16 protein-coding genes are annotated in these 19,540 nt (G+C 71.6%); 8 read left to right on the top strand and 8 right to left on the bottom strand.

The genetic code is table 11. The features are described from left to right. Window positions 1–103 precede the first annotated feature (103 nt). The 8 genes from AC1PMG_RS08305 (at window position 104) to dxs (ending at window position 11,241) form a co-directional block, all read left to right on the top strand. Window positions 104–940 carry a DUF6689 family protein gene (locus AC1PMG_RS08305; RefSeq protein WP_481111274.1) on the top strand — a complete coding sequence of 279 codons (837 nt, stop codon included), beginning with the start codon at window positions 104–106 and terminating at the stop codon, window positions 938–940. A gap of 46 nt (window positions 941–986) precedes the next feature. Continuing rightward, window positions 987–1,838, top strand: coding sequence for an FHA domain-containing protein (locus tag AC1PMG_RS08300; RefSeq protein WP_481111273.1), 852 nt, complete (start codon window positions 987–989; stop codon window positions 1,836–1,838). Beyond that, entirely contained in the window at window positions 1,835–5,071 is a 3,237-nt protein-coding gene (locus AC1PMG_RS08295) for a protein kinase domain-containing protein (protein ID WP_481111272.1), read from the top strand. The genes AC1PMG_RS08300 and AC1PMG_RS08295 overlap by 4 nt, the downstream gene beginning before the upstream one ends. Next, window positions 5,068–5,787, top strand: a complete 720-nt coding sequence (locus AC1PMG_RS08290) for a sensor histidine kinase (RefSeq protein WP_481111271.1) — start codon at window positions 5,068–5,070, stop codon at window positions 5,785–5,787. Before AC1PMG_RS08295 ends, AC1PMG_RS08290 begins: the two co-directional genes overlap by 4 nt. 88 nt (window positions 5,788–5,875) lie before the next feature. Beyond that, window positions 5,876–6,523 carry a response regulator gene (locus AC1PMG_RS08285; RefSeq protein ID WP_017911263.1) on the top strand — a complete coding sequence of 216 codons (648 nt, stop codon included), beginning with the start codon at window positions 5,876–5,878 and terminating at the stop codon, window positions 6,521–6,523. 103 nt (window positions 6,524–6,626) lie between these two features. Further along, complete coding sequence (locus AC1PMG_RS08280) at window positions 6,627–8,411, top strand: acyl-CoA dehydrogenase C-terminal domain-containing protein (protein ID WP_481111270.1); 1,785 nt, start codon at window positions 6,627–6,629, stop codon at window positions 8,409–8,411. A 112-nt stretch (window positions 8,412–8,523) separates the two neighbouring features. Beyond that, window positions 8,524–9,183: an HNH endonuclease gene (locus tag AC1PMG_RS08275; protein ID WP_026143548.1), complete on the top strand. Its 660-nt coding sequence runs from the start codon at window positions 8,524–8,526 to the stop codon at window positions 9,181–9,183. 150 nt (window positions 9,184–9,333) lie between these two features. Continuing rightward, window positions 9,334–11,241: a 1-deoxy-D-xylulose-5-phosphate synthase gene (dxs, locus tag AC1PMG_RS08270; protein WP_481111269.1), complete on the top strand. Its 1,908-nt coding sequence runs from the start codon at window positions 9,334–9,336 to the stop codon at window positions 11,239–11,241. A gap of 128 nt (window positions 11,242–11,369) precedes the next feature. Here dxs and AC1PMG_RS08265 read toward each other — a convergent pair whose 3' ends face one another. From AC1PMG_RS08265 to AC1PMG_RS08230, 8 genes are all read right to left on the bottom strand, one after another. After that, window positions 11,370–12,437, bottom strand: a complete 1,068-nt coding sequence (locus tag AC1PMG_RS08265; RefSeq protein WP_481111268.1) for a TraB/GumN family protein — start codon at window positions 12,435–12,437, stop codon at window positions 11,370–11,372. Further along, a complete protein-coding gene (locus AC1PMG_RS08260; RefSeq protein WP_048489941.1) occupies window positions 12,437–12,907 on the bottom strand; it encodes a cupin domain-containing protein in 471 nt (156 codons plus the stop codon). The genes AC1PMG_RS08265 and AC1PMG_RS08260 overlap by 1 nt, the downstream gene beginning before the upstream one ends. Window positions 12,908–12,981: 74 nt before the next feature. After that, entirely contained in the window at window positions 12,982–13,773 is a 792-nt protein-coding gene (locus AC1PMG_RS08255) for a WecB/TagA/CpsF family glycosyltransferase (protein WP_481111267.1), read from the bottom strand. Next, window positions 13,760–14,551, bottom strand: a complete 792-nt coding sequence (locus AC1PMG_RS08250; RefSeq protein WP_017910240.1) for a polysaccharide pyruvyl transferase family protein — start codon at window positions 14,549–14,551, stop codon at window positions 13,760–13,762. The genes AC1PMG_RS08255 and AC1PMG_RS08250 overlap by 14 nt, the downstream gene beginning before the upstream one ends. A gap of 51 nt (window positions 14,552–14,602) precedes the next feature. Next, window positions 14,603–15,790: a GumK N-terminal domain-containing glycosyltransferase gene (locus AC1PMG_RS08245; protein WP_481111266.1), complete on the bottom strand. Its 1,188-nt coding sequence runs from the start codon at window positions 15,788–15,790 to the stop codon at window positions 14,603–14,605. Window positions 15,791–15,842: 52 nt separating this feature from the next. Further along, window positions 15,843–17,345 carry a lipopolysaccharide biosynthesis protein gene (locus tag AC1PMG_RS08240; RefSeq protein WP_481111265.1) on the bottom strand — a complete coding sequence of 501 codons (1,503 nt, stop codon included), beginning with the start codon at window positions 17,343–17,345 and terminating at the stop codon, window positions 15,843–15,845. After that, window positions 17,342–18,391: a glycosyltransferase gene (locus AC1PMG_RS08235; RefSeq protein WP_481111264.1), complete on the bottom strand. Its 1,050-nt coding sequence runs from the start codon at window positions 18,389–18,391 to the stop codon at window positions 17,342–17,344. The genes AC1PMG_RS08240 and AC1PMG_RS08235 overlap by 4 nt, the downstream gene beginning before the upstream one ends. Then, on the bottom strand, window positions 18,388–19,521 hold the full coding sequence (locus AC1PMG_RS08230; protein ID WP_481111263.1) for a glycosyltransferase family 4 protein: 1,134 nt from the start codon (window positions 19,519–19,521) through the stop codon (window positions 18,388–18,390). Before AC1PMG_RS08230 ends, AC1PMG_RS08235 begins: the two co-directional genes overlap by 4 nt. Window positions 19,522–19,540: the final 19 nt, after the last annotated feature.

The following is a 19,540-nucleotide window of genomic DNA, read 5'->3' as shown; positions in this document are numbered from 1 at the left end:
GGATCGGTATGATCGGGACGAAGGCCGCTCTGCCGCGCGCCGCGGTGCCGGGCGGAACGCAGGCGCGGTGCGTGGTGCCGGCACATGCAACAGGGGGTTTCAGATGCATACGATGTTCGCAAGGGTTTGCCTGCTGTTCTGCGCCGTCGCGGCGTCCGGCGGGCTCGCCGCGCAACCGCTGCCCGTGCAGGTGGACGTGAGCGGCAATGTGGCGACGGCGGCAATCGGCGCCGGCCCGCACCCGCTCGCGGAACTGACGCTGGAGTTCGACAACGTCAGCGACCTCAGCCCGGCCAGCCTCGGTCTGAGCGCGGAACTGCTGACTCCGGCCCAGGTCACGGCCTTGCTGCCGCGGCTGCCGAGCACGCAGACCGGCCAGGTGCCGTCGCAGTTGCCGCTGCTGATCACGGTGACACCGCCACCGAGCGGCGGCCTGACCTTCAGGCGCGTCGTGCATGTGGAGCTGCACACGCATGCGCTGGCCTATACCGCCGACAGCACCCTGCGCCTGTTCAAGGCCCCGGAGGGCGGCGATTTCCGCGACATCACCGACGAGATCGCCCCGGGCAGCGTCCGCGCCCGCGGCACCACCGGCGGCTTCTCGCAGTTCATCGTGCTCCACGACCTGCGCCCGACCGCCAACGTGGTGGCCGCCAAGCTGAGTCGGCTGCAGGCGCTGGTGGCACAGTTGCCCGCCAATGAGGCGGCGCCGCTGGTCGCGATGCTGAACAGCGTACAGAGCGCCCTGGCCAATGCCGACTACACCGCCGCCACGGTCGCGCTGGACGGGTTCCGCGAGCAGGTGTCGTCGCGCGCCGGCCATGGCATCGCGCAAACCTGGAACGCCGGCATGAGCGCAGGCAACCCCGCCGGCGAACTGCTGGCCGGCGCCGCGACGCTGCGCTTCTCCATCGACTACCAACGTCTCTACGCGCCTTGAGCGCTGCGGGACCGGTCGCACGCACCGCGACGGAGGACACGCCGCGATGCCCGCGCGCCTGACTGCCTACCTGCCCGACGCGCCGGCACCGACGCTGCTGCTCGCCACCGGGCAGACCCTGGCGATCGGCCGTGCGGCCGACAACGCGCTGGCGCTGGAACACCCCTCGGTGTCGCGCTGGCACGCGCAACTGCAGCCGCAGGCCGACGGCCACTGGCAGTTGCACGACCTGGGCAGCAAGAACGGCAGCTTCCGCGATGGCGTGCGCGTAGCCGCGCCGATCGCGCTGGAGACCGCGACCTGGCTGCGCTTTGGCGACATCTACGCCGAGTTCGCCCCGCTCAGCCCGGCCGACGCGGACCTGGCCGAACGCCGCCAGCGCGCCCGCTGCGATCGCGCCACCGCCCTCACCCAAGGGCTTGCCCAGATCGGCGGACTCGACGATCTGCTCGGCGCCAGCCTGGACGCGGTGGTCGAACTGGCCCAGGCCGAACGCGGCCTGCTGGTCCTGGCCGAGGCGCACGGCCAGCGCGTCGCGGCCAGCCACGGGATCGGGCCGCTGCCGCTGCAGCACAGCCTCCCGGGCAGCGAGGGCGCCCTGCAACGCGCCCTGCGCGACGGCCAGGCCACCGTGGCCCACGACGTCGGCGGCGTGCCGTGGCTGGCCGAGCGCGCCTCGGTCTGCGCCGCCGGCCTGCGCACCCTGCTGTGCCTGCCGCTGCGCGACGGCGCCCGCGCGCTCGGCGCGATCTATGCGGACAGCCGCCGCGCCGGCAGCGCCATCGGTGCGCTGGACATGCAATTGCTCGAAGCCTTCTGCGAGCGCGCCGCGCTGTGGATCGCCGCACGCCAGGCGCTGCGCGACACCGGGGCGGAACAGGGTCCTGGGCCGGCATGAGCGACGCGGCCACCGCCACCGGCCTGTACGCGCAGGAGAGCCTGGCCCCGGGCGACGTGCTGGCCGGCCGCTTCCGCATCGAGCGTTTGCTCGGCATCGGCGGCATGGGCCTGGTGTACCTGGCCCACGACCAGGCGCTGGGCATCGATGTCGCGGTCAAGCTGCTGCGCCCGGAACTGGCGCAGCGGCCGCAGGCATTCGCCCGCTTCCGCCAGGAACTGCTGCTGGCGCGGCAGGTGTCCAGCCCGCACGTGGTGCGGATCCACGATCTGGCCGAACACGCCGGGCGCTGGCTGATCAGCATGGACTACGTGGACGGCGAGTCGCTGGAGGCGCGGCTGCAGCGCGAGGAACGGCTGGACGTCGACACCGCCTTGCGCATCGCCGGCGACATCGCCCGCGGCCTGCAGGCGGCGCATGCGCGCGGCGTCGTGCACCGCGACCTCAAGCCGGCCAACATCCTGCTGCAGCGCGGCGGCGATGCGCTGATCAGCGACTTCGGCGTGGCCTGCTCGATGGCCAGCAGCGGTCTCGGCGCGACCCTGGGCAACATCATCGGCACGCCCGCCTACCTGTCGCCGGAACAGGCGCGCGGCGACGCGCTCGACCCGCGCAGCGACCTCTACGCGCTGGGCCTGATCCTCTACGAAATGCTCGCCGGGCAGGTGCCGTTCGCCGGCGGCACCCTGTCCGAGACGCTGGCCCAGCGCATGCTGCGCGAGCCGCCGCCGGTGGACCGGCTGCGCGCGGACGCCCCGGGCTGGCTGGTGCGGCTGCTGCAGCGGCTGTTGCGCCCGCAGCCGCGCGACCGCTTGCAGCACGCCGGCGAAGTCATCGTGGCGATCGAGCACCGGCAACTGCCGCGCGATCGGCGGCGCTGGCGCCGGCTCGGCCTGGGCCTGGCCGCGACGCTCGCCGGTGTTGCCCTGCTTGGCGTCGGTGCCTGGCAGTGGCAGGCGCAACGCGCCAGCGCCCCGCCGCCGGTGGTCGCCGCGCAACCGCTGCCGCGCCTGCTGGTCCTGCCACTGGCCGGCGACCCGGGCAGCGCCGAGCAACGCCTGGCGCTCGGCACCTGGCTGCGCGGCAGCCTCGGCGAAACGCTGACCGTGGTCGATGACGCGCGCACCCGGCAGGCGTTGCGCCAGTACGACCCCACCGGCCAGGCGCCGCTGGACGTGGCGGCACTGCGCCGGCTCGCTTCGGCGCAACGCGTGCTGCAGCCGAGCCTGCAACACCAAGGCGCCGGCTGGCGCCTGCAGGCGCTGCTGCACCCGGCCAGCGGCGCGCCGCAACACATCGACGGACCGACCGCCGCCGATCCGGCCGCGGCCTACGCCGCCTGGTTGCCGATCGCGTCCAGGGCGCTGCTCGGCGAAGGCGCCACCCTGCCCGACGACCTGCCCCCACCCGCCGCGCTGCAGGCGTATGCGCGCGGCCTGGCAGCGCAGCAGCACGACGACAGCGCGCAGGCACTGCAGCAGTTCGCCGAGTCCAGCGCGCAGGCGCCGCAGTCCGCACCGTTGCGCCTGGCCGAGGTGGTCGCGGCGCAAGCCATCGGCGAAGAACAGAAGGCGCGCGAAGCGCTGGATGCGCGCGCGCCCGCGGCGCCGGCGCGGCCGCGCACCCTGGCGCTGCTGGCGGCGCTGCGCCTGGAAGCCGAAGACGATCTCGCCGCTGCCGACCGCGCCTGGGAGGCGTTGGCCACGGCCCGGCCCGACGACAGCGAGGTGCAGCTGCAGGTCGCACGCATCCAGGCGCAGGCCGGCCACCTGGACGCGGCACGCGATCGCCTGCGCGCGCTGGCGCAGCGCGATCCCGACGACCCGCGGCTGTGGCTGGCGCTGGGCAAGCTGGCGATCCTCAGCGGCAACGCCGCCACTGCGGTGGACGACGACCTGCTGCGCGCGCAACTGCTGTTCCGCCGCGGCCGCGACCTGTATGGCGAAGCGGAGACGGTGAACGCACTGGGCGTGGGCTACGGCCGGCTCGGCCTGGCCCAGCAGGCGCAGGCGCAGTACCTGCGCGCGGTGGAACTGCGCCGGCAGGTCGGCAATCGCCGTGGCGTCGCCACCAGCCTGCGCAACCTGGCCGGCACGCTGAGCATCGGCGGCGCCTTCGCCGAGGCCGAACAGAAACTGCAGCAGGCGCAGGCGCTGTACGTCGACCTCGGCGACCGCGACGGCCAGGCCGCCGCCGCCAACGAACTCGGCCTGCTGGCCGAGGAGCGCGGCGACTACCCGCAGGCGCTGCAGGCGTTCCGCGGCGCGCTGACCGCCTGGCGCGCGATCGGCGATGCGCACGGCGTCGCCGAGACGCTCAACAACATCGGCTTCGCGCATTTCCAGCTGGGCGACCTGGACAGCGCGCAGGCGTTCTGGGAACAGGCCGCGCGCGCCTATGCCGACCTCAACGACGCCACCGGCCGCGTGCGCACCGCGCAGAACCTCGGCCTGCTGGCCACTGCACGCGGCCACTGGACCCAGGCGCAGACCCTGCTGAGCCAAGCGCTGCGCGAGGCCGAGCGCCACCAGATGCTCGAAGAAGTGGCGGTGAGCCGGCGCAACCTGGCCGAGTTGGCGTTCTGGCAAGGCCAGCGCGCGGTGGCGCTGACCGAACTGGACCAGGCGCAACGGCTGTTCCAGCAGAGCCGCGACCAGCGCGGGCAGACCGACATCGCCTTGCTGCGCGCGCAGGTGTGGCTGGCGCTGGACGACCGGGCGCAAGCGCGGCTGGCGCTGCAGCAGGTGCAGCGGCAAGCGCCCGCCTCGGTGTCCAGCGAACAGCGCGCGAGTGCGGCGCTGCTGCAGGCGCAACTGGCCGAACGCGACGGCGATGACACCGCGGCCGCCGCCGCGCTGCGCCAGGCCGAGGCGCTGGCGCGCGCCAGCGGCACCCGCCTGCTGCAACTGCAGGTGCAGGTGCAGGCGGCGCACGACGAACCTGCCCTGGCCGCGCTGGAAACCGACGTCGCCCGCCTGGGCAATGCCGGACTGCGCCTGCGCTATCTGCAGCAGGCGCTGCGCTACGGCGCGGCCGACCAGGTCGCGGCGCGCTATGCGCAGGTGCAGACCCTGCTGCTGCGCGGCAGCCCGCTGTTCGCCGCCGCCCTGCACACGCAGGCCGCGCAGCGCCTGGACGCGCTCGGCGACCACGCCGCCGCACAACGTGCCCGCCGCGCCGCGGCGCAGGCCACCGACGGTTCCGCTGTCGCGCGCGCACAGACCACGCCATGAACGACGCCGCCGCGACCGCCGCCGAACGCTACCGCCTGCTGCTGCAGCGCCTGGAGGCCAACGAACGCGAGTTCCGCCGCCTCGGCCGCGCCGTGGTCAAGGTGCAGGAGGACGAACGCCGGCGCCTGGCCCGCGAGCTGCACGACGGCGTCGGCCAGAACCTCACCGTGCTCAAGCACCGGCTGGCGCAACTGGGCGCGGCGCTCGGCGCGGCCGACGCCGCGTTGCGCGCGCCGCTGGAAGACGCCATCCAGCTGTGCACGCAGGCGCTGGAAGACACCCGGCAGATGTCGCGCTTGCTGCGCCCGCCGATCCTCGACGACCTGGGACTGGAAGCCGCGCTGGGCTGGCTGGGCCGCAGCCAGTCCGCCGCCGGCGCCACCCCGGTCAGCGTCGAGATCGGCCCGCTGCCGGCACTGGACGAAGCGCTGCAGACGCTGCTGTTCCGCAGCGCGCAGGAAGCGCTGACCAATGCGCTCAAGCACGCCCGCGCGCAGTCGGTGCTGCTGCGGCTGGTGGCCCGCGACGGCTGGGCGCATCTGCAGGTGCTCGACGACGGCCGCGGCTGCGACCCGCAGCAGGCGCTGGTGGCCGGCGGCAGCGGCCTGAGCGGCCTGCGCGAACGCCTGCGCCTGAGCGGCGGCAGCCTGCGCCTGCAATCGTCCCCGGGCGAGGGTTGCTGCGTGCAGATCCGGGTCCCGCTGGAGGCCGATTGAACGTGATCGCCCTGCCCCGCCCCGACACCCACGCGACGCTGCACGCGCCGCGAGATCCCGCCTGTCGGCGCGATGGGAGCGCACCGGCATGAGCGCGCCGATCCGGGTCCTCATCGCCGACGACCACACCCTGGTGCGCGAAAGCTTGGTCGCCGTGCTCGACGCGATCGACGGCATCCAGGTGGTGGCGCAGGCCGCCGACGGCATCGAGGCGCTGGCCAAGGCCGAGGCGACCAGCCCGGACGTGGCGATCGTGGACATCTCGATGCCGCGGCTCAACGGCATCGACGTGGTCCGGCGGCTGTGCGAGACCGTGCCGCTGGCGCGGATCCTGGTGCTGACCATGCACGAGGAACACGAATACGTGCTGCACGCGGTGCGCGCCGGCGCCTCCGGCTATCTGCTCAAGGACAGCGCCAGCGCCGACCTGATCGCCGCGGTGCGCAACCTGCACGCCGGCCGCGGCCACTTCTCGCCGCAGGCTGCGCAGGCGCTGGTGGCGCAGATGCAGCAGCCGCAGGCGCTGCCGCCCGATCCCTACCGCAGCCTGACCGCGCGCGAACGCGAGGTGTTCCACCTGATCGTGGAGGGCCGCACCACCAAGGAGATCGCGCGGGTGCTGCAGATCAGCGTCAAGACCGCGGAGAACCACCGCTTCCGCGTGCTCAACAAGCTGGGCATGCGCAATACCGCCGAACTGGTGCGCTACGCGGTCCGCCACGGCCTGCTCGACTGAACGGCACCGCGCACCGGCCGGTTCGCCGCGGCTGCGCACACTCCATACGCCATAGTATCCTGGGCGCCTCGGCCGCACCGCGGCCCTCGTCACGAGCGATCGCATGAGCACCTATCAAGCCCCGTTGACCGATCTCCGCTTCGCGCTGCACGACGTGCTGCAGGTGGAGACCTTGTTCGCCCGCCTCGGCCATGCCGACGCCAATGCCGAACTGATCGACGCGGTGCTGGAGGAAGCGGCGCGCTTCACCGGCACCGTGCTGGCGCCACTGAACCGGGTCGGCGACGAGCACGGCTGCACCCTGGACAAGACCACCGGCGCAGTGACCACCGCGCCCGGCTTCCGCGAGGCCTACCGGCAGTTCGCCGAGGGCGGCTGGACCGGGCTGACCGCCGCCGCCGAGTTCGGCGGCCAGGGCCTGCCGCACACCCTCGGCGTGCCGCTCAACGAAATGGTCAACGCCGCCAACCTGGCCTGGGGCAACTTCCCGCTGCTGTCGCACGGCGCGGTCGAGGCGCTCAAGCAGCACGGCGAGGCCTGGCAGCAGGAGGTGTTCCTGAAGCCACTGGTGGATGGCCGCTGGACCGGCACCATGTGCCTGACCGAACCGCACTGCGGCACCGACCTGGGCCTGCTCAAGACCCGCGCCGAACCCAACGCCGACGGCAGCTGGTCGGTCAGCGGCACCAAGATCTTCATCACCGCCGGCGAGCACGACTTCACCGACAACATCGTGCACCTGGTGCTGGCGCGGCTGCCGGACGCGCCGGCCGGCGCCAAGGGCATCTCGCTGCTGGTGGTGCCGAAGTTCAAAGTCGCCCGCGACGGCAGCGTCGGCGAGCGCAACGCGCTGCGCTGCGGCTCGCTGGAGCACAAGATGGGCATCCACGGCTCGGCCACCTGCGTGATGAACTTCGACGGCGCCGAGGGCTATTTGGTCGGGCAGCCGCACAAAGGTCTGCAGGCCATGTTCACTATGATGAACACCGCGCGTCTGGGCGTCGGCCTGCAGGGCATCGGTCTGTCCGAACGCGCCTACCAGAACGCGCTGCACTACGCCCGCGAGCGCCTGCAGTCGCGTTCGCTCAGCGGCGCCAAGTTGCCGGAGAAGCCGGCCGACCCGATCCTGGTGCACCCGGACGTGCGCCGCATGCTGCTGACGGTGAAGGCGCTGACCGAAGGCAGCCGCCTGCTGGCGCTGCATGCCGCCACCCTGATCGACATCGCGCACAGCGCCCAGGACCCGGCCGAGCGCGAGCAGGCCGACGTGCTGGTCAGCTTCCTCACCCCGATCTCCAAGGCCTGCCAGACCGAGTGGGCGGTGGAGAACACCTATCACGCGCTGCAGTGCTTCGGCGGCCACGGCTACATCCACGAACACGGCATGGAGCAGCTGGCGCGCGACGCGCGCATCACCACCCTGTACGAAGGCACCACCGGCATCCAGGCGCTGGACCTGATCGGGCGCAAGACCGCGTCCAGCCAGGGCGCGGGGCTGAAGCTGTTCCTGGCGCAGATCGAGGCCTTCCTGACCGAGCACGCCGACAACCCGGCGGTGGCGGAATTCGTCGCGCCGCTGCGCGAGAAGGCCACCGAGTGGGCGGCGCTGACCAAGCGCATCCTGCAGCGCGCCGCCGGCAATCCCGAGGAACTGGGCGCGGCCAGCTACGACTACGTGTTCTATTCCGGCTACGTGGTGTTGGCCTACTGGTGGGCGCGCAGCGTCGCCGCGGCCGAGGCCTCGGCGCATGGCGAGGCGTTCAAGCAGTCCAAGCGCGAGACCGCGCGCTTCTACTACGCCCGCCTGCTGCCGCGCACGCTGACCCACGCCGCGGCCATCGACAGCGGCGCCGCGCCGCTGATGGCGCTGGCCGACGCGCAGTTCTGAGTCGCACATCCAGGTCCGGACGCGGCCCCGGCATGCACGCCGTGCCGGGGCCGCACGGCCCGCCGCGACCGATACACAAACCGTCACTAATCGGGTATAAGCTGTCTTCCCGATGGAGACAGACACAACAACGCTTGGTCTGATCGATACCGGGGCCTGCGGCGCCTCGGCCGCGGTCCCGTCGCCTGCGGCGTCCCCTTCTCACCTGCCTTCGGTCCGGCTGCTGTCGCTGGACGCGCATGGCCGCGTGCTGGACTGGATCAACTGGCAGGACGCCGCCTGCCTGTACGCACGCGGCGCGGTGGCCTGGACCCTCGGCGAGCCGTGCCTGCACATTCACGGCGGCATCTGTCGCGCCAGCGGCGAGCGCAGCGTGCTGGAGCTGCACCCGATCATCGCCGCGCGCGGCCACGCGCATGCGCGTGCGCTCGACCCCACCCCGACCCTGACCAACACCGCGCTGTTCGCCCGCGACGCGCAGCTGTGCCTGTACTGCGGCCAGCAGTTCAGCCGCCCGCAACTGACCCGCGACCATGTGCTGCCGGTGTCCAAGGGCGGCCGCGACATCTGGGAGAACGTGGTCACCGCCTGCTTCCACTGCAACTCGCGCAAGGGCAACCGCACCCCGCAGCAGGCGTCGATGCCACTGCTGGCGGTGCCGTACCGGCCGAGCTGGATCGAGCACCTGATCCTGTCCAACCGCAACATCCTGGCCGACCAGATGTCGTTCCTGAAGGCGCAGTTGCCGAAGCGCTCCAAGCTCTCGCTGTAGCCGCGCGGCCTCACGCCGCCCTCACGTCCGCTGCGACGGATTGCCGCACCCCGGCCGAAACCGGCCATCCACGCGCCCGCGGATGAACGGGTTGATTGCACGTGCCCGGAATGGAGAGGAAAATGACAGGTCCGCTGAACCTCCATTCCGATGATCGACCCCACCCGCTATCCGCGCCTCTCGCGCATCCAGGTCCCCGAAGAACTGCGTCGCTTCGATGAATCGGAGCTGCCGGCCATCGCCGAGGAACTGCGTGCCTTTCTGATCGAGTGCGTCGGCAAGAGCGGCGGCCACTTCGGCGCCGGACTGGGCGTGATCGAACTCACCGTCGCCCTGCACTACCTCTACGACACGCCGGTCGATCAACTGGTGTGGGACGTCGGCCACCAGACCTACCCGCACAAGATCCTCACCGGGCGCCGCGACCGCATCCACACGGTCAAGCAGGCCGACGGCGTGGCGCCGTTCCCCAAGCGCGAGGAAAGCGAGTACGACACCTTCGGCGTCGGCCATTCCTCCACCTCGATTTCGGCCGCGCTGGGCATGGCGGTGGCGCTGCAGCGCATGGGCGACGAGCGCAAGGTGGTGGCGGTGATCGGCGACGGCGCGATGACCGCGGGCATGGCCTACGAGGCGCTGAACCACGCCGGCGGCATGGACCCGGAACCGAACCTGCTGGTGATCCTCAACGACAACCGCATGTCGATCTCCGAGGCGGTCGGCGGGGTCACCAAGATGCTGGGGCGGATGAGCGGCAGCAAGACCCTCAACGCCATCCGCGAAGGCGGCAAGAAGATCCTCGGCGACAAGAAGAGCAACCCCACCGCGCGTTTCGTGCGCCGCTGGGAGGAGCACTGGAAGGGCATGTTCGTGCCGTCCACGCTGTTCGAGGAAATGGGCTTCCACTACACCGGCCCGATCGACGGCCACGACCTGCCGGCGCTGCTCGGCGCGCTGAAGACGCTCAAGACCCTCAAAGGTCCGCAGCTGCTGCACGTCATCACCACCAAGGGCAAGGGCTACGAACTGGCCGAGGGTGATCAGATCGGCTACCACGCCGTGGGCCCGTTCGATCCGAGCAAGGGCCTGGTGACCAAGCCGGGCGCCAAGGCGCCGACCTACACCGACGTGTTCGGCGACTGGATCTGCGACATGGCTGCGGCCGAGCCGGCGCTGCTGGCGATCACCCCGGCGATGCGCGAAGGCTCGGGCCTGGTGCGCTTCAGCAAGGAGTATCCGCAGCGCTACTTCGACGTGGCCATCGCCGAGCAGCACGCGGTGACCCTGGCCGCGGGCATGGCCGTACACGGCGCCAAGCCCGTGGTGGCGATCTATTCCACCTTCCTGCAGCGCGGCTACGACCAGTTGGTGCACGACGTGGCGGTGCAGCAGCTCGACGTGCTGTTCGCGATCGACCGCGGCGGCGTGGTCGGCCCGGATGGCGCCACCCATGCCGGCAACCTGGACCTGAGTTTCCTGCGCTGCGTGCCGCATCTGGTAGTGATGGCGCCGGCCGACGAAGCCGAGTGCCGGCAACTGCTCAGCACCGGCCTGCGCCATGCCGGCCCGGCCGCGGTGCGCTACCCGCGCGGCACCGGCCCCGGGGTCGCCCCCGGGACCACGCTGGAACCCCTGCCGATCGGCAAGGCGCAGCTGCGCGCGCAGGGCCACACGGTGGCGCTGCTGGCGTTCGGCGCGACCCTGGCGGCGGCCGAACAGGTCGGCCGCGAGCTGGGCCTGAGCGTGGTCAACATGCGCTTCGTCAAGCCGCTGGACCGCGCCCTGCTGCTGGAGCTTGCGCAGAGCCACGAAGGCTTCGTGACCATCGAGGACAACGTGGTGGCCGGCGGTGCCGGTTCCGGCGTGGCCGAGCTGCTCAACGCCGAAGGCGTGCTGCGCCCGGTGCTGCACCTGGGCCTGCCCGATGCGTTCCAGCACCACGCCAGCCGCGAGCAACTGCTGGCCGAAGCCGGCATCGACGCCGCCGGCATCCGCGCCGCGGTGCTGAAGCGCTGGCCGCAGCTGGGCGCCAGCGCACCGCGTACCGCGGCGGGCTGACCCGCCGCGATTGCGAGCAGAGCAACGGCACGGCGGCTGGCGCGTGCCGTGGCTGCTTGCGGCATTGCGCAGGATGCTTGATGTGCCTCGTGCCGCTTCTGATTGCCCGGGTGTCTCCAGCGCGTGACCTAAGGCGCGATCACCTCGGCGCCGCTGGCGCGTAGCCGATCCAGCGGCCCGCCCGGCTCCTGCAGGGTCTGCATCGGCAACGCCGCGAAACTGGAGCGGTTCTGCGCCAGCGCCCGTTCGGCCGCCTGCAGCCAGGCCGCCTGCGCACGCTGGCGCACATCGCCCAGGCCCAGCTTGCGCGCGATCGCCGCTTCGCCGACCGCGTCCAGGCAGACCCGGTACTGATCGTTGGCGGGCAGCGCGGCCAGCGTGTCCAGATCGCCTTCGGACCAGGCATTGGCGCGCTGGCGCATCGTCTCCAGGTCGCGATCGATGACCTGCAGGGTGCGCGCGAAACAGGCACTGTCGTTGAGAGAGGTCGCCCGGAACTCCTGCAGCGCGCGCTTGGCGTCGGGCACCTTGACCTCCACCACCACCGGCACGATCGGCACCCTGGCGCGCTTGGCCGCACGCTCGATCACCGGCTGCACGACGCTGCCCAGGCTCAGGCCGGAGGTGCGCATCGCCGCTTCGTACAGCTCCTGCGCCGCGAACACCGGCCGCCAGCGTTCCACGCTGCCGTCGCGGCCCAGGTAGCGCGCCTTCAGCGGCAGCCAACGCGCATACAGCTCGGGCGGCAGCACCTGCTGCAGGGTGCGGTCGTCGGGATTGCGCCGCGCCTTGAGCAAGGACGGCAGCAGCATCAGGCTGCGGAACATGCCCAGGCCCGAGTCCAGAGTGAGGGTCGGCGCCGCGATCACCTGTTGCGATTGGGCGATCACCCGCTCCACTTCGCCCGACTCCCACTGCATGCGCTTGGGCAGCGGCGACACCGTGCCGAGGATCCACAGCACGTGATCGCCGCGGCGGACCTGCCACAGCCCCGGGCCGGGCTGGCGCCCGCTCACCAGCACCGCCTCCAGGTCGACCACCGGCGGATGGGTTGGTGCGGCCGGCGTCGCGGTCTGCGCCTGCACCGCGGGCACGCCCGCCGCCAGCAACGCCGCCGCCAGGCACAACGCCGAGCCGAGCCGGCGCGCGACGGTCCCCAGCGCGGTCGCCGCGCGCACCCCGCGCCGCCCCGGCATCAGTCCGCCAGCTTCGGCAGGTGCGTGGCCAGCGGATCGGTGTCCGCCAGCAGTTCGAAGCGCTCCCACAGGAACCCCGGCGCCACCACGCAGCGCACCAGGCAGTAGTCGGCCAGCGGACGCGCGGCCTGCCAGGTGCCCGCCGCGATCACCACCGACGGCATGCCACCGCGCTCGCTGGCATCCAGGCGGTAGCGCTGCAGGCCATGCTGCGGATCGAAGCCCAGCAGTTCCAGTGCCCCGCCCTCTTCCCATTGCCAGGTCTCGTCGGCATCGATGCGGTGCCAATTGCTGACTTCGCCCTGCGCCAGCAGGAAGCGGATGGCGGTGCAGGCCGGGCGCAGAGTCTGCTCGTGCTGCACGGTCAAGGCCGAGGTATGCACGCGCGCGTAGCGCCCGCCTTCCGGGTGCGGCAGCAGCGACAGGTCGCGCACCAAGGCGGCGATTCGGAAAGCGGCGGCGCTGGACATGCGTCCAGTCTAATCCGGCGCGTGGCCGTGCGGATGTCAGGCCGCGCCATTTCCTCGGCGGCGGCCGGTCGACGTCACGAGGGGCGCAGCGAGTCCCGTGCAGGCGGCGTGGCGCCCAGCCGCCTGCCATGCCGCAGGCACAGCGCGAAGAACACCAGCAGATCCAAGCTGTACCGCTTGAGCAGGCGCCGCGGCTCGCGCAGCAGGCGGTAGATCCATTCCAGGCGCAGCCGGCGCACCCAGGCCGGCGCACGCCGCGCGGTGCCGGACAGGAAGTCCAGCAGCGCGCCCACGCCGAACGCCAGCGGCACCTGCAGTTGCCCGGCGTGCTGCAGCAGCCAGCGCTCCTGCAGCGGGTTGCCGAACGCCACCAGCAGCACGTCGGCGCCACTGGCGTTGATGCGCGCGGCCAGCCCGTCGCCGGCCGCGGCGAACTCGGCATAGCCGTCGCAGGTACCGACCACCTGCTGCCCCAGCGACCGCCGCAAGGTCTGCGCCGCGGCATCGGCCACGCCGGGACGGCCGCCGAGCAGGAAGAAGCGCAGCGGACGCGGACTCTGCCGGCACAGCGCCGGAATCAGATCGGTGCCGTTGAGGTTGCCGGCGAAGCGGCGGCCGTGCACCAGCAGCGCGCCCAGGTCCATGCCGATGCCGTCGTTGACGATGCACACGTCCGCCGCGGCCAGGCGCTCGCGCAGGGCCTGGCACTGCACCACGAAATTGGTGTTGGCGAAGAACACCTGGCGGCGCTCGCCGCGCGCCAGCGCCTGCAGCAACGCGGCAACGAACTCGGCCTCGGTGCTGCGCAGGATCGGATAACCGCCCAGCGCCAGCACCTCGCCGGTCGCGCGCTCACCAGAGGTCATGCGGAAAGCTCTCCAGCAGGCCGCGTTGCACCGCGGCCAGATCGAACACGGTATTGCCGCCCAGCGCCACGCATTCCTCCACCGTGTGCCCGGCATGCCAGCGGCCGCGGCCGGTACCGGCGTAGTAGTCGTCGTACTTGAAGCGGTCCTCGCCGTTGCCCCAGTCCAGGTACACAGACGGCACGCCGTAGGCCTCGGCCAGGATCAGTCCGTGCAGGGAACTGGACACGACCAGGTCGGCGCCGAGCAATTGCCGCACGAAGGCGGCCGGCTGGCGGTTCGGCAGCACCAGGTGGTCCTTGTACTGCGCATACTTGTCCAACGGTTCGTTGAAGTGCGGCACCACCAGGAACGGCTGCCGCGCCGATGGCGCCAACAGCGCCTCGCGCGGGAAGAACAACGGCATCAGCAGACCCGGATCGCCGTAGACCTCCGGCACCTGCAGGCCGCGCTCGCGCAGGAACGCGCGGGTCTTGGGGCCGCGCACCGCACGCACGTCGAGCTGGCGGAAGGTATGGCGGTCGGCGGGAATCTTGCCGTTGACGCCGCTGCCCCACACGGTGTCGCCATCGCGGGCGAAATGCAGCACCGACCCGATCGCGATCAGCCGCGTGCGCTTGTCGCGCTTGTCCAGCAAGGTGCGGTCGCGCTGGCCGAGCACGTTGGAGACGATGATCTTGGAGAGGTGATCGCCGACGTTGATCTCGCCGTTCTTCGGCTTCCACCAGAACAGCGCCCGGCGCTCTTCGTAATCGATCCATTTTTGCAATGCGGACATCGGTCCTCCTTGGTTGCGCGGGGTGTACGGCGGACAAGCCGGGGCGTGGACTCAGGCCACGCCGTCGGCGAACAGACGGGTCTCCGGGTAGGCGGCCGGGTCCAGCACCCGGTCGGTGGTGTCGGACCAGCTCAGGCACTGCCGATGGCGCACGTGCGGCGCCTGCAGCGCCTGCCCGATCGCCGTGACGATCGACGCCTCGTCGCCGGGCGTGTAACCGAAGCGCGACGGATAGCGGCCGACCACGGCATTGGGGCAGACGGCCGGCAGGCCGAAGAAGTCGTACTGCAGCAGCTTCATCGAACTGTCGGCCAGATACGCCGGCACCTGCTCGGACGCGTACGGGGCGATGCCGAAGCGGGCGTGCTTGATGTAGCGGATGGTCTCGGCGTGCTTCATCTCGCCGTACACCACCACGTTGTCGCCATAGCCCGGCGCACGCCCCATGCCCGAGCCGATCACGTGGAAGGTGACCTGCGGGAAGGCGCGGCTGGCAGCGACGAAGAACGCAGGATCGAACAGCATCGACCCTACCGCCACCGCGTGGATGCCCTCGCCGTACGGCGACGGGTCGCCCAACGTGTGCAGGTCGTGGTCCACGCCGTGGCCGACGTGGTACACGTTGTGACGGCTGGCGACCTCCTCGGCCATCGCCGGCGACACCAGCGCGATCACGTCCAGGCTCGGCGCCACGCGGTCGAACTCGCGCTCGATGTAGTCGGCGACGTTGATCGTGCTCAAGCCGTCGGAGGCCCGGTACACCTTGCGTGCGGTCGGGTTGATCCGCGCCGCCAGCGCGATGAAGGCCACCGCGATGCCGCTCTCGAACACGATCACGTCGGCCTCGCGCATCCAGCGGATCAGCGTGGCCGGCGCGCGCGCCGCGTACAGCTTGAACATCAGGTCTTCCAGCGGCCGCAGCCAGCGCCGCCGGGTGTTGAACGGATGCAGCAGCGCGCGCCACAGATAGCAGTCCACGCCGTTGTGGCGAACCACCTGGTTGGCGGTGGCGTCCAGCGGCAGGCGCAAGTCGCCCTTGAGCCGCGACAGCAGGCTGTAGCGCAGCGAGAAGAAGCGCGTGGTGCCGCGCTTGGCCAGCTCGTCGGCAATGAAGTGGATGTTGGCGCGCCGCGGCGTGCGGTAGTCGTGCGCCGACAGCACCAGGTAGCACGGCGGCCGGCCGGTGGCCGCTGCGCTCGGCGCTGACGTGGGCAGCGCCGCTGCGGAAGAATCGCTCATGCGCTCGCTCCTAGGCGGATGGAAGGGAAAGAAAGACGCGGCAGTCCGGCGTTCATCGCGGTCCCCGCGCCTGGCGCAACAGCGTGCGCATCTGCAGGATCGCCAGCACGTCGCGGCGGAACGCCGGCCACAGCGCGAACACCAGCAGGCAGCCCAGCGCCATGGCCACCGCGCCGACGATCAGTTGCAGCCACAACGACGCGCCACCCCACTGCTGTGCGGAGAAGTACGCGGCAACGCCGCAGACGCCGTAGCCGAGCACTGCGCGCAAGGCGTTGTTGAACAACTCCCAGGCCGGGATCTGCGGCGCGATGCGCGCGATCCAGATCACCGACAGCGGCCACATCACCAGCAAGCCCAGCGTGTAGCCCACGGTCACGCCCATCACGCCCCACAGCGAGCCGGCGAAGATGCAGGCGATCAGCATCACCCGCCCCACCACCGAGTACACCAGCTGCTGGCGCATCAGGCCCAGCGCCAGGAACACCCAGTACGTGGCGTAGGAGGCGGTCTGGAAGATGCCGCCGAGCGTCAGTACCTGGAACAGCGGCACCGCCGGCCGCCACTGTTCGCCGAGCACCAGCACGATCAACGGCATCGCCAGCGCGCAGGCGAAGGAGAACAGCGCGACGATCAGGTGCACCATCACCGTCTGCCCGCGCAGCAGGAAGTTGCCGAAGCGCGGCGGATCGTCCTGCAGCTGCGACAGCACCGGCAAGGCCACCGAGGTCGCCGGCGCGTTGATCTGGTTCAGCGGCATCATCAGCAGCTGGAACGCGCGGTTGTACAGGCCCAGCGCCTCGGCGCCGATGCGGTGGCCGATGATCACCTGGCCGACGTTGCGGCTGGCATAGCCGAGCAACTGCGCCGCCATCAGGTTCCAGCCGAAGCTCAGGAAGGTGCGCATCGGCGCGTCGCGCCGATAGCCGCGCGGCAGCCAGCGCGCGCAGGCGCCAGCGATCAACAGGTTGACCAGCGCCTGCACTACCTGCTGCCAGACCAGCGCCCAGTAGCCGTAGCCGGCCAGGGCCACGCCGACGCCGGCCAGCAGGCCCAGCACCTGCGCGCCGACATCGCTCAGCGAGACCTGGCCGAAGCGCAGCGCGCGGCTCAGGTGCGCGCGGTACTGCGTGGTCATGCCGTTGAGCAGGAAGGTCACCGCCAGCGCCTGCGAGATGCCGAGCAAGGCCGGCTCGCGGTAGAAGTGCGCGATCCACGACGAGGACAGGAACACCACGATGGCCAGCGCCAGGCCGATGCCGCTGTTGATCCAGAACAGGTTGTCGCGCTGTTCGCGGCTGACGTGCTTGGCCTGGATCGCCGCCGAGGACAGGCCGAAGTCGCGCAGGATCTCGGCCATGCCGACGATCGCCGTCACCATCGCCATCAGGCCGTAGTCGTAGGGCGTCAGCAGCCGCGCCAGCAGAATGATGCCGCCGAACTGCACCACCATCTTGGCCAGCTGCCCGGCCATGGTCACCGCCGCACCGCCGGCCGCGCGCGCGCCCAGCCCAGGTTGCGGCGCCGCCGGCCGCGGGGTCTCGGCGCTGCTCATGCGCCCTCCCCGCGGCGCGCGGTCAGCGCCTGCAGATAGCTGCGGTAGTGCTGCAGGCCGATGCCGTTCCAGTCGCGCCGCGACAGGTCCGGCACGGCGTCGGCCGGCAACTGCTGCGCCTGCGTCAGGGCCTGCGCCAGTTGCGCCGCATCCAGCTCGCCCCGGTACAGCTGCACCCACTGCGCGCCGACCTCGTCGGCGATGGCGGCATTGGCCTCGCTCCACGGCGCCAGCACCGGGCGCGCCAGCGACAGCGCCAGCAGCAAGGTGCCGGAGTTGTGCATCTGCCGGTACGGCAGCACCACCAGTTCGGCCTCGCCGACCTCCTGCGCCAGCACCGCGTCCTCCACGTACTGCAGGCGCGCGCTGATCCGCGGATCCTCGGCGCAGGCGCGCTCGACCACGCCGCGGATCTGCGCATCGATCGGATTGCCGGCGATGCGCAGGCTGAGTTGCGGATCGGGCAGCGCGCCGAACGTCGCGATCAGCGTCTCCACGCCCTTGTACGGGCGCAGCAGCCCGAAGTGCAGCAGGCGCCCGGGGACACGCGGCGGTTGCGGCAGCGGCGCGTACCAGTCGCGGTAATGGCCGTGCAGGATGGTGTCGGTGGCCGGCGCGCGCGCGGGCGTGGTCGCGTTGATGCGGATCCAGCGCGCAGTCTGGCGGTCGATCCAGCGCAGCAACAGGCGTTCGCGCCAGCCCTTGTCCTCGTGCGGCGCCACGTTGTGCAGGGTGCGCACCAGCGGCACGCCGGCCAGGCGCAGCCGCAGCAGCAGCACGGCGACACAGAGCTGCTTGGCCAGCGCACCGAGCGCGGTGCGGTGCCGCAGCAGGTACTCCGGCCAATGCAGGTGCAGCACGTCGTAGCGCGACAGCAGTGCCGCGCGCATCGAGAAGAAGCGCAGCTGCACCTGCGGCGGCAGCGCCGCGTAGAGCTGGGTCAGATAGGGATTGGTGGTCGCGGTCGGGCGCTCGGTGGACAGCAGCACGGTGACCGCCGGCGCGGCCTGCTGCGACGTGCCCTGGCGCTGGCTCTCGCCGCTCATCGTCCGCCCTCCGCGCCGCCCAGCGCCAGGCGGTATTCGTCCAGATAGGCGCCGACCACGCGGTCCCAGTCGTAGCGATGCGCGTAGGCCATCGCCGCTGCGCGCTGCGCGGCGAAGTCCGCATCGGTGCCGGCGGCGAAGGCGCGCACCGTGGCCGCGGCCGCCTGCGCATCGGCCGGGTCGACCAGCACGCCCTGCCCCGACTCGCGGTGCAGGCGCGCGAACGGCGGGATGTCGCTGAGGATCGGCAGCAGCCCCGCGCTCATCGCTTCCACCGCGGCCAGGCCGAACCCCTCGTGCCGCGACAGGCACACGAAGTACTGCGCGCTGCCGAGCAACTGCGCCAGTTGCGCCTGGGTCGGCGCCACCTGCAGGCGCACCCGCTGCTGCAGGCCGCGCTCGGCGATCGCCTGCTGCAGGTCGGCCACGCTGAAGTCGTACTCGCGCCCGGCCACGATCAGCTGCCAGGCCGGATCGTGTGCGGCCAGCGCGCGCAAAAGGTCCAACGTCTCCAGCAGGCCCTTGTTGACCGACCAGCGCCCGAAGTAGATCAGCGTGCGCCCCGGCGCAGCACTGCCCTGCCCGGCGAACTTGTCCACGTCCACCCCGTTCTCGATCACCCGCAGCCGCTGCGGCGCGACCACCTGCGAGAACAGCTGGCCGTCGTTCTCGCTGGTCGCCACCACCCGCGCGTAGGCGAGTGCGGAGGCGCGGGTGAGGGTCTTGAACCAGAGCATCTTCAGGCGCGAGGCATAGGTGGTATGGAAGAAACCGCCATGGGTGGACACGATCATCGGCACACGGTGCAGCGGCCGGGTCAGGGCCAGGAAGTCGTAGAAGAAGTCGATGCCATGCACGTGCAGCAGATCGGCGCCGCGCACCGCCGCCAGCACCGACGGCGCCAGCGGATAGCGCGAGGAGCCGCGGTACGGCAAGCGCACGATCGGCACGCCCTGGTGGCTGTCGCGCGGTGCCAGGCGCTGCTGCGGATCGGTGAACACCCGGTCCAGGCTCACCACCTCGACCTGGTCGCGGCCCTGCTGCAGATGGCGGCGCGCGATGTTCAGTACCACCTCCTCCATGCCGCCCACCGACGGATGGAACTGGCGCACCACATGCACCACCTTCATGCCCGGCCTCCATCGCGCC

Source organism: Xanthomonas sp. NCPPB 2250, assembly GCF_056725265.1.
Note: the sequence above shows the minus strand (reverse complement) of the source record. Positions and strands in the feature narration are given on the sequence as shown.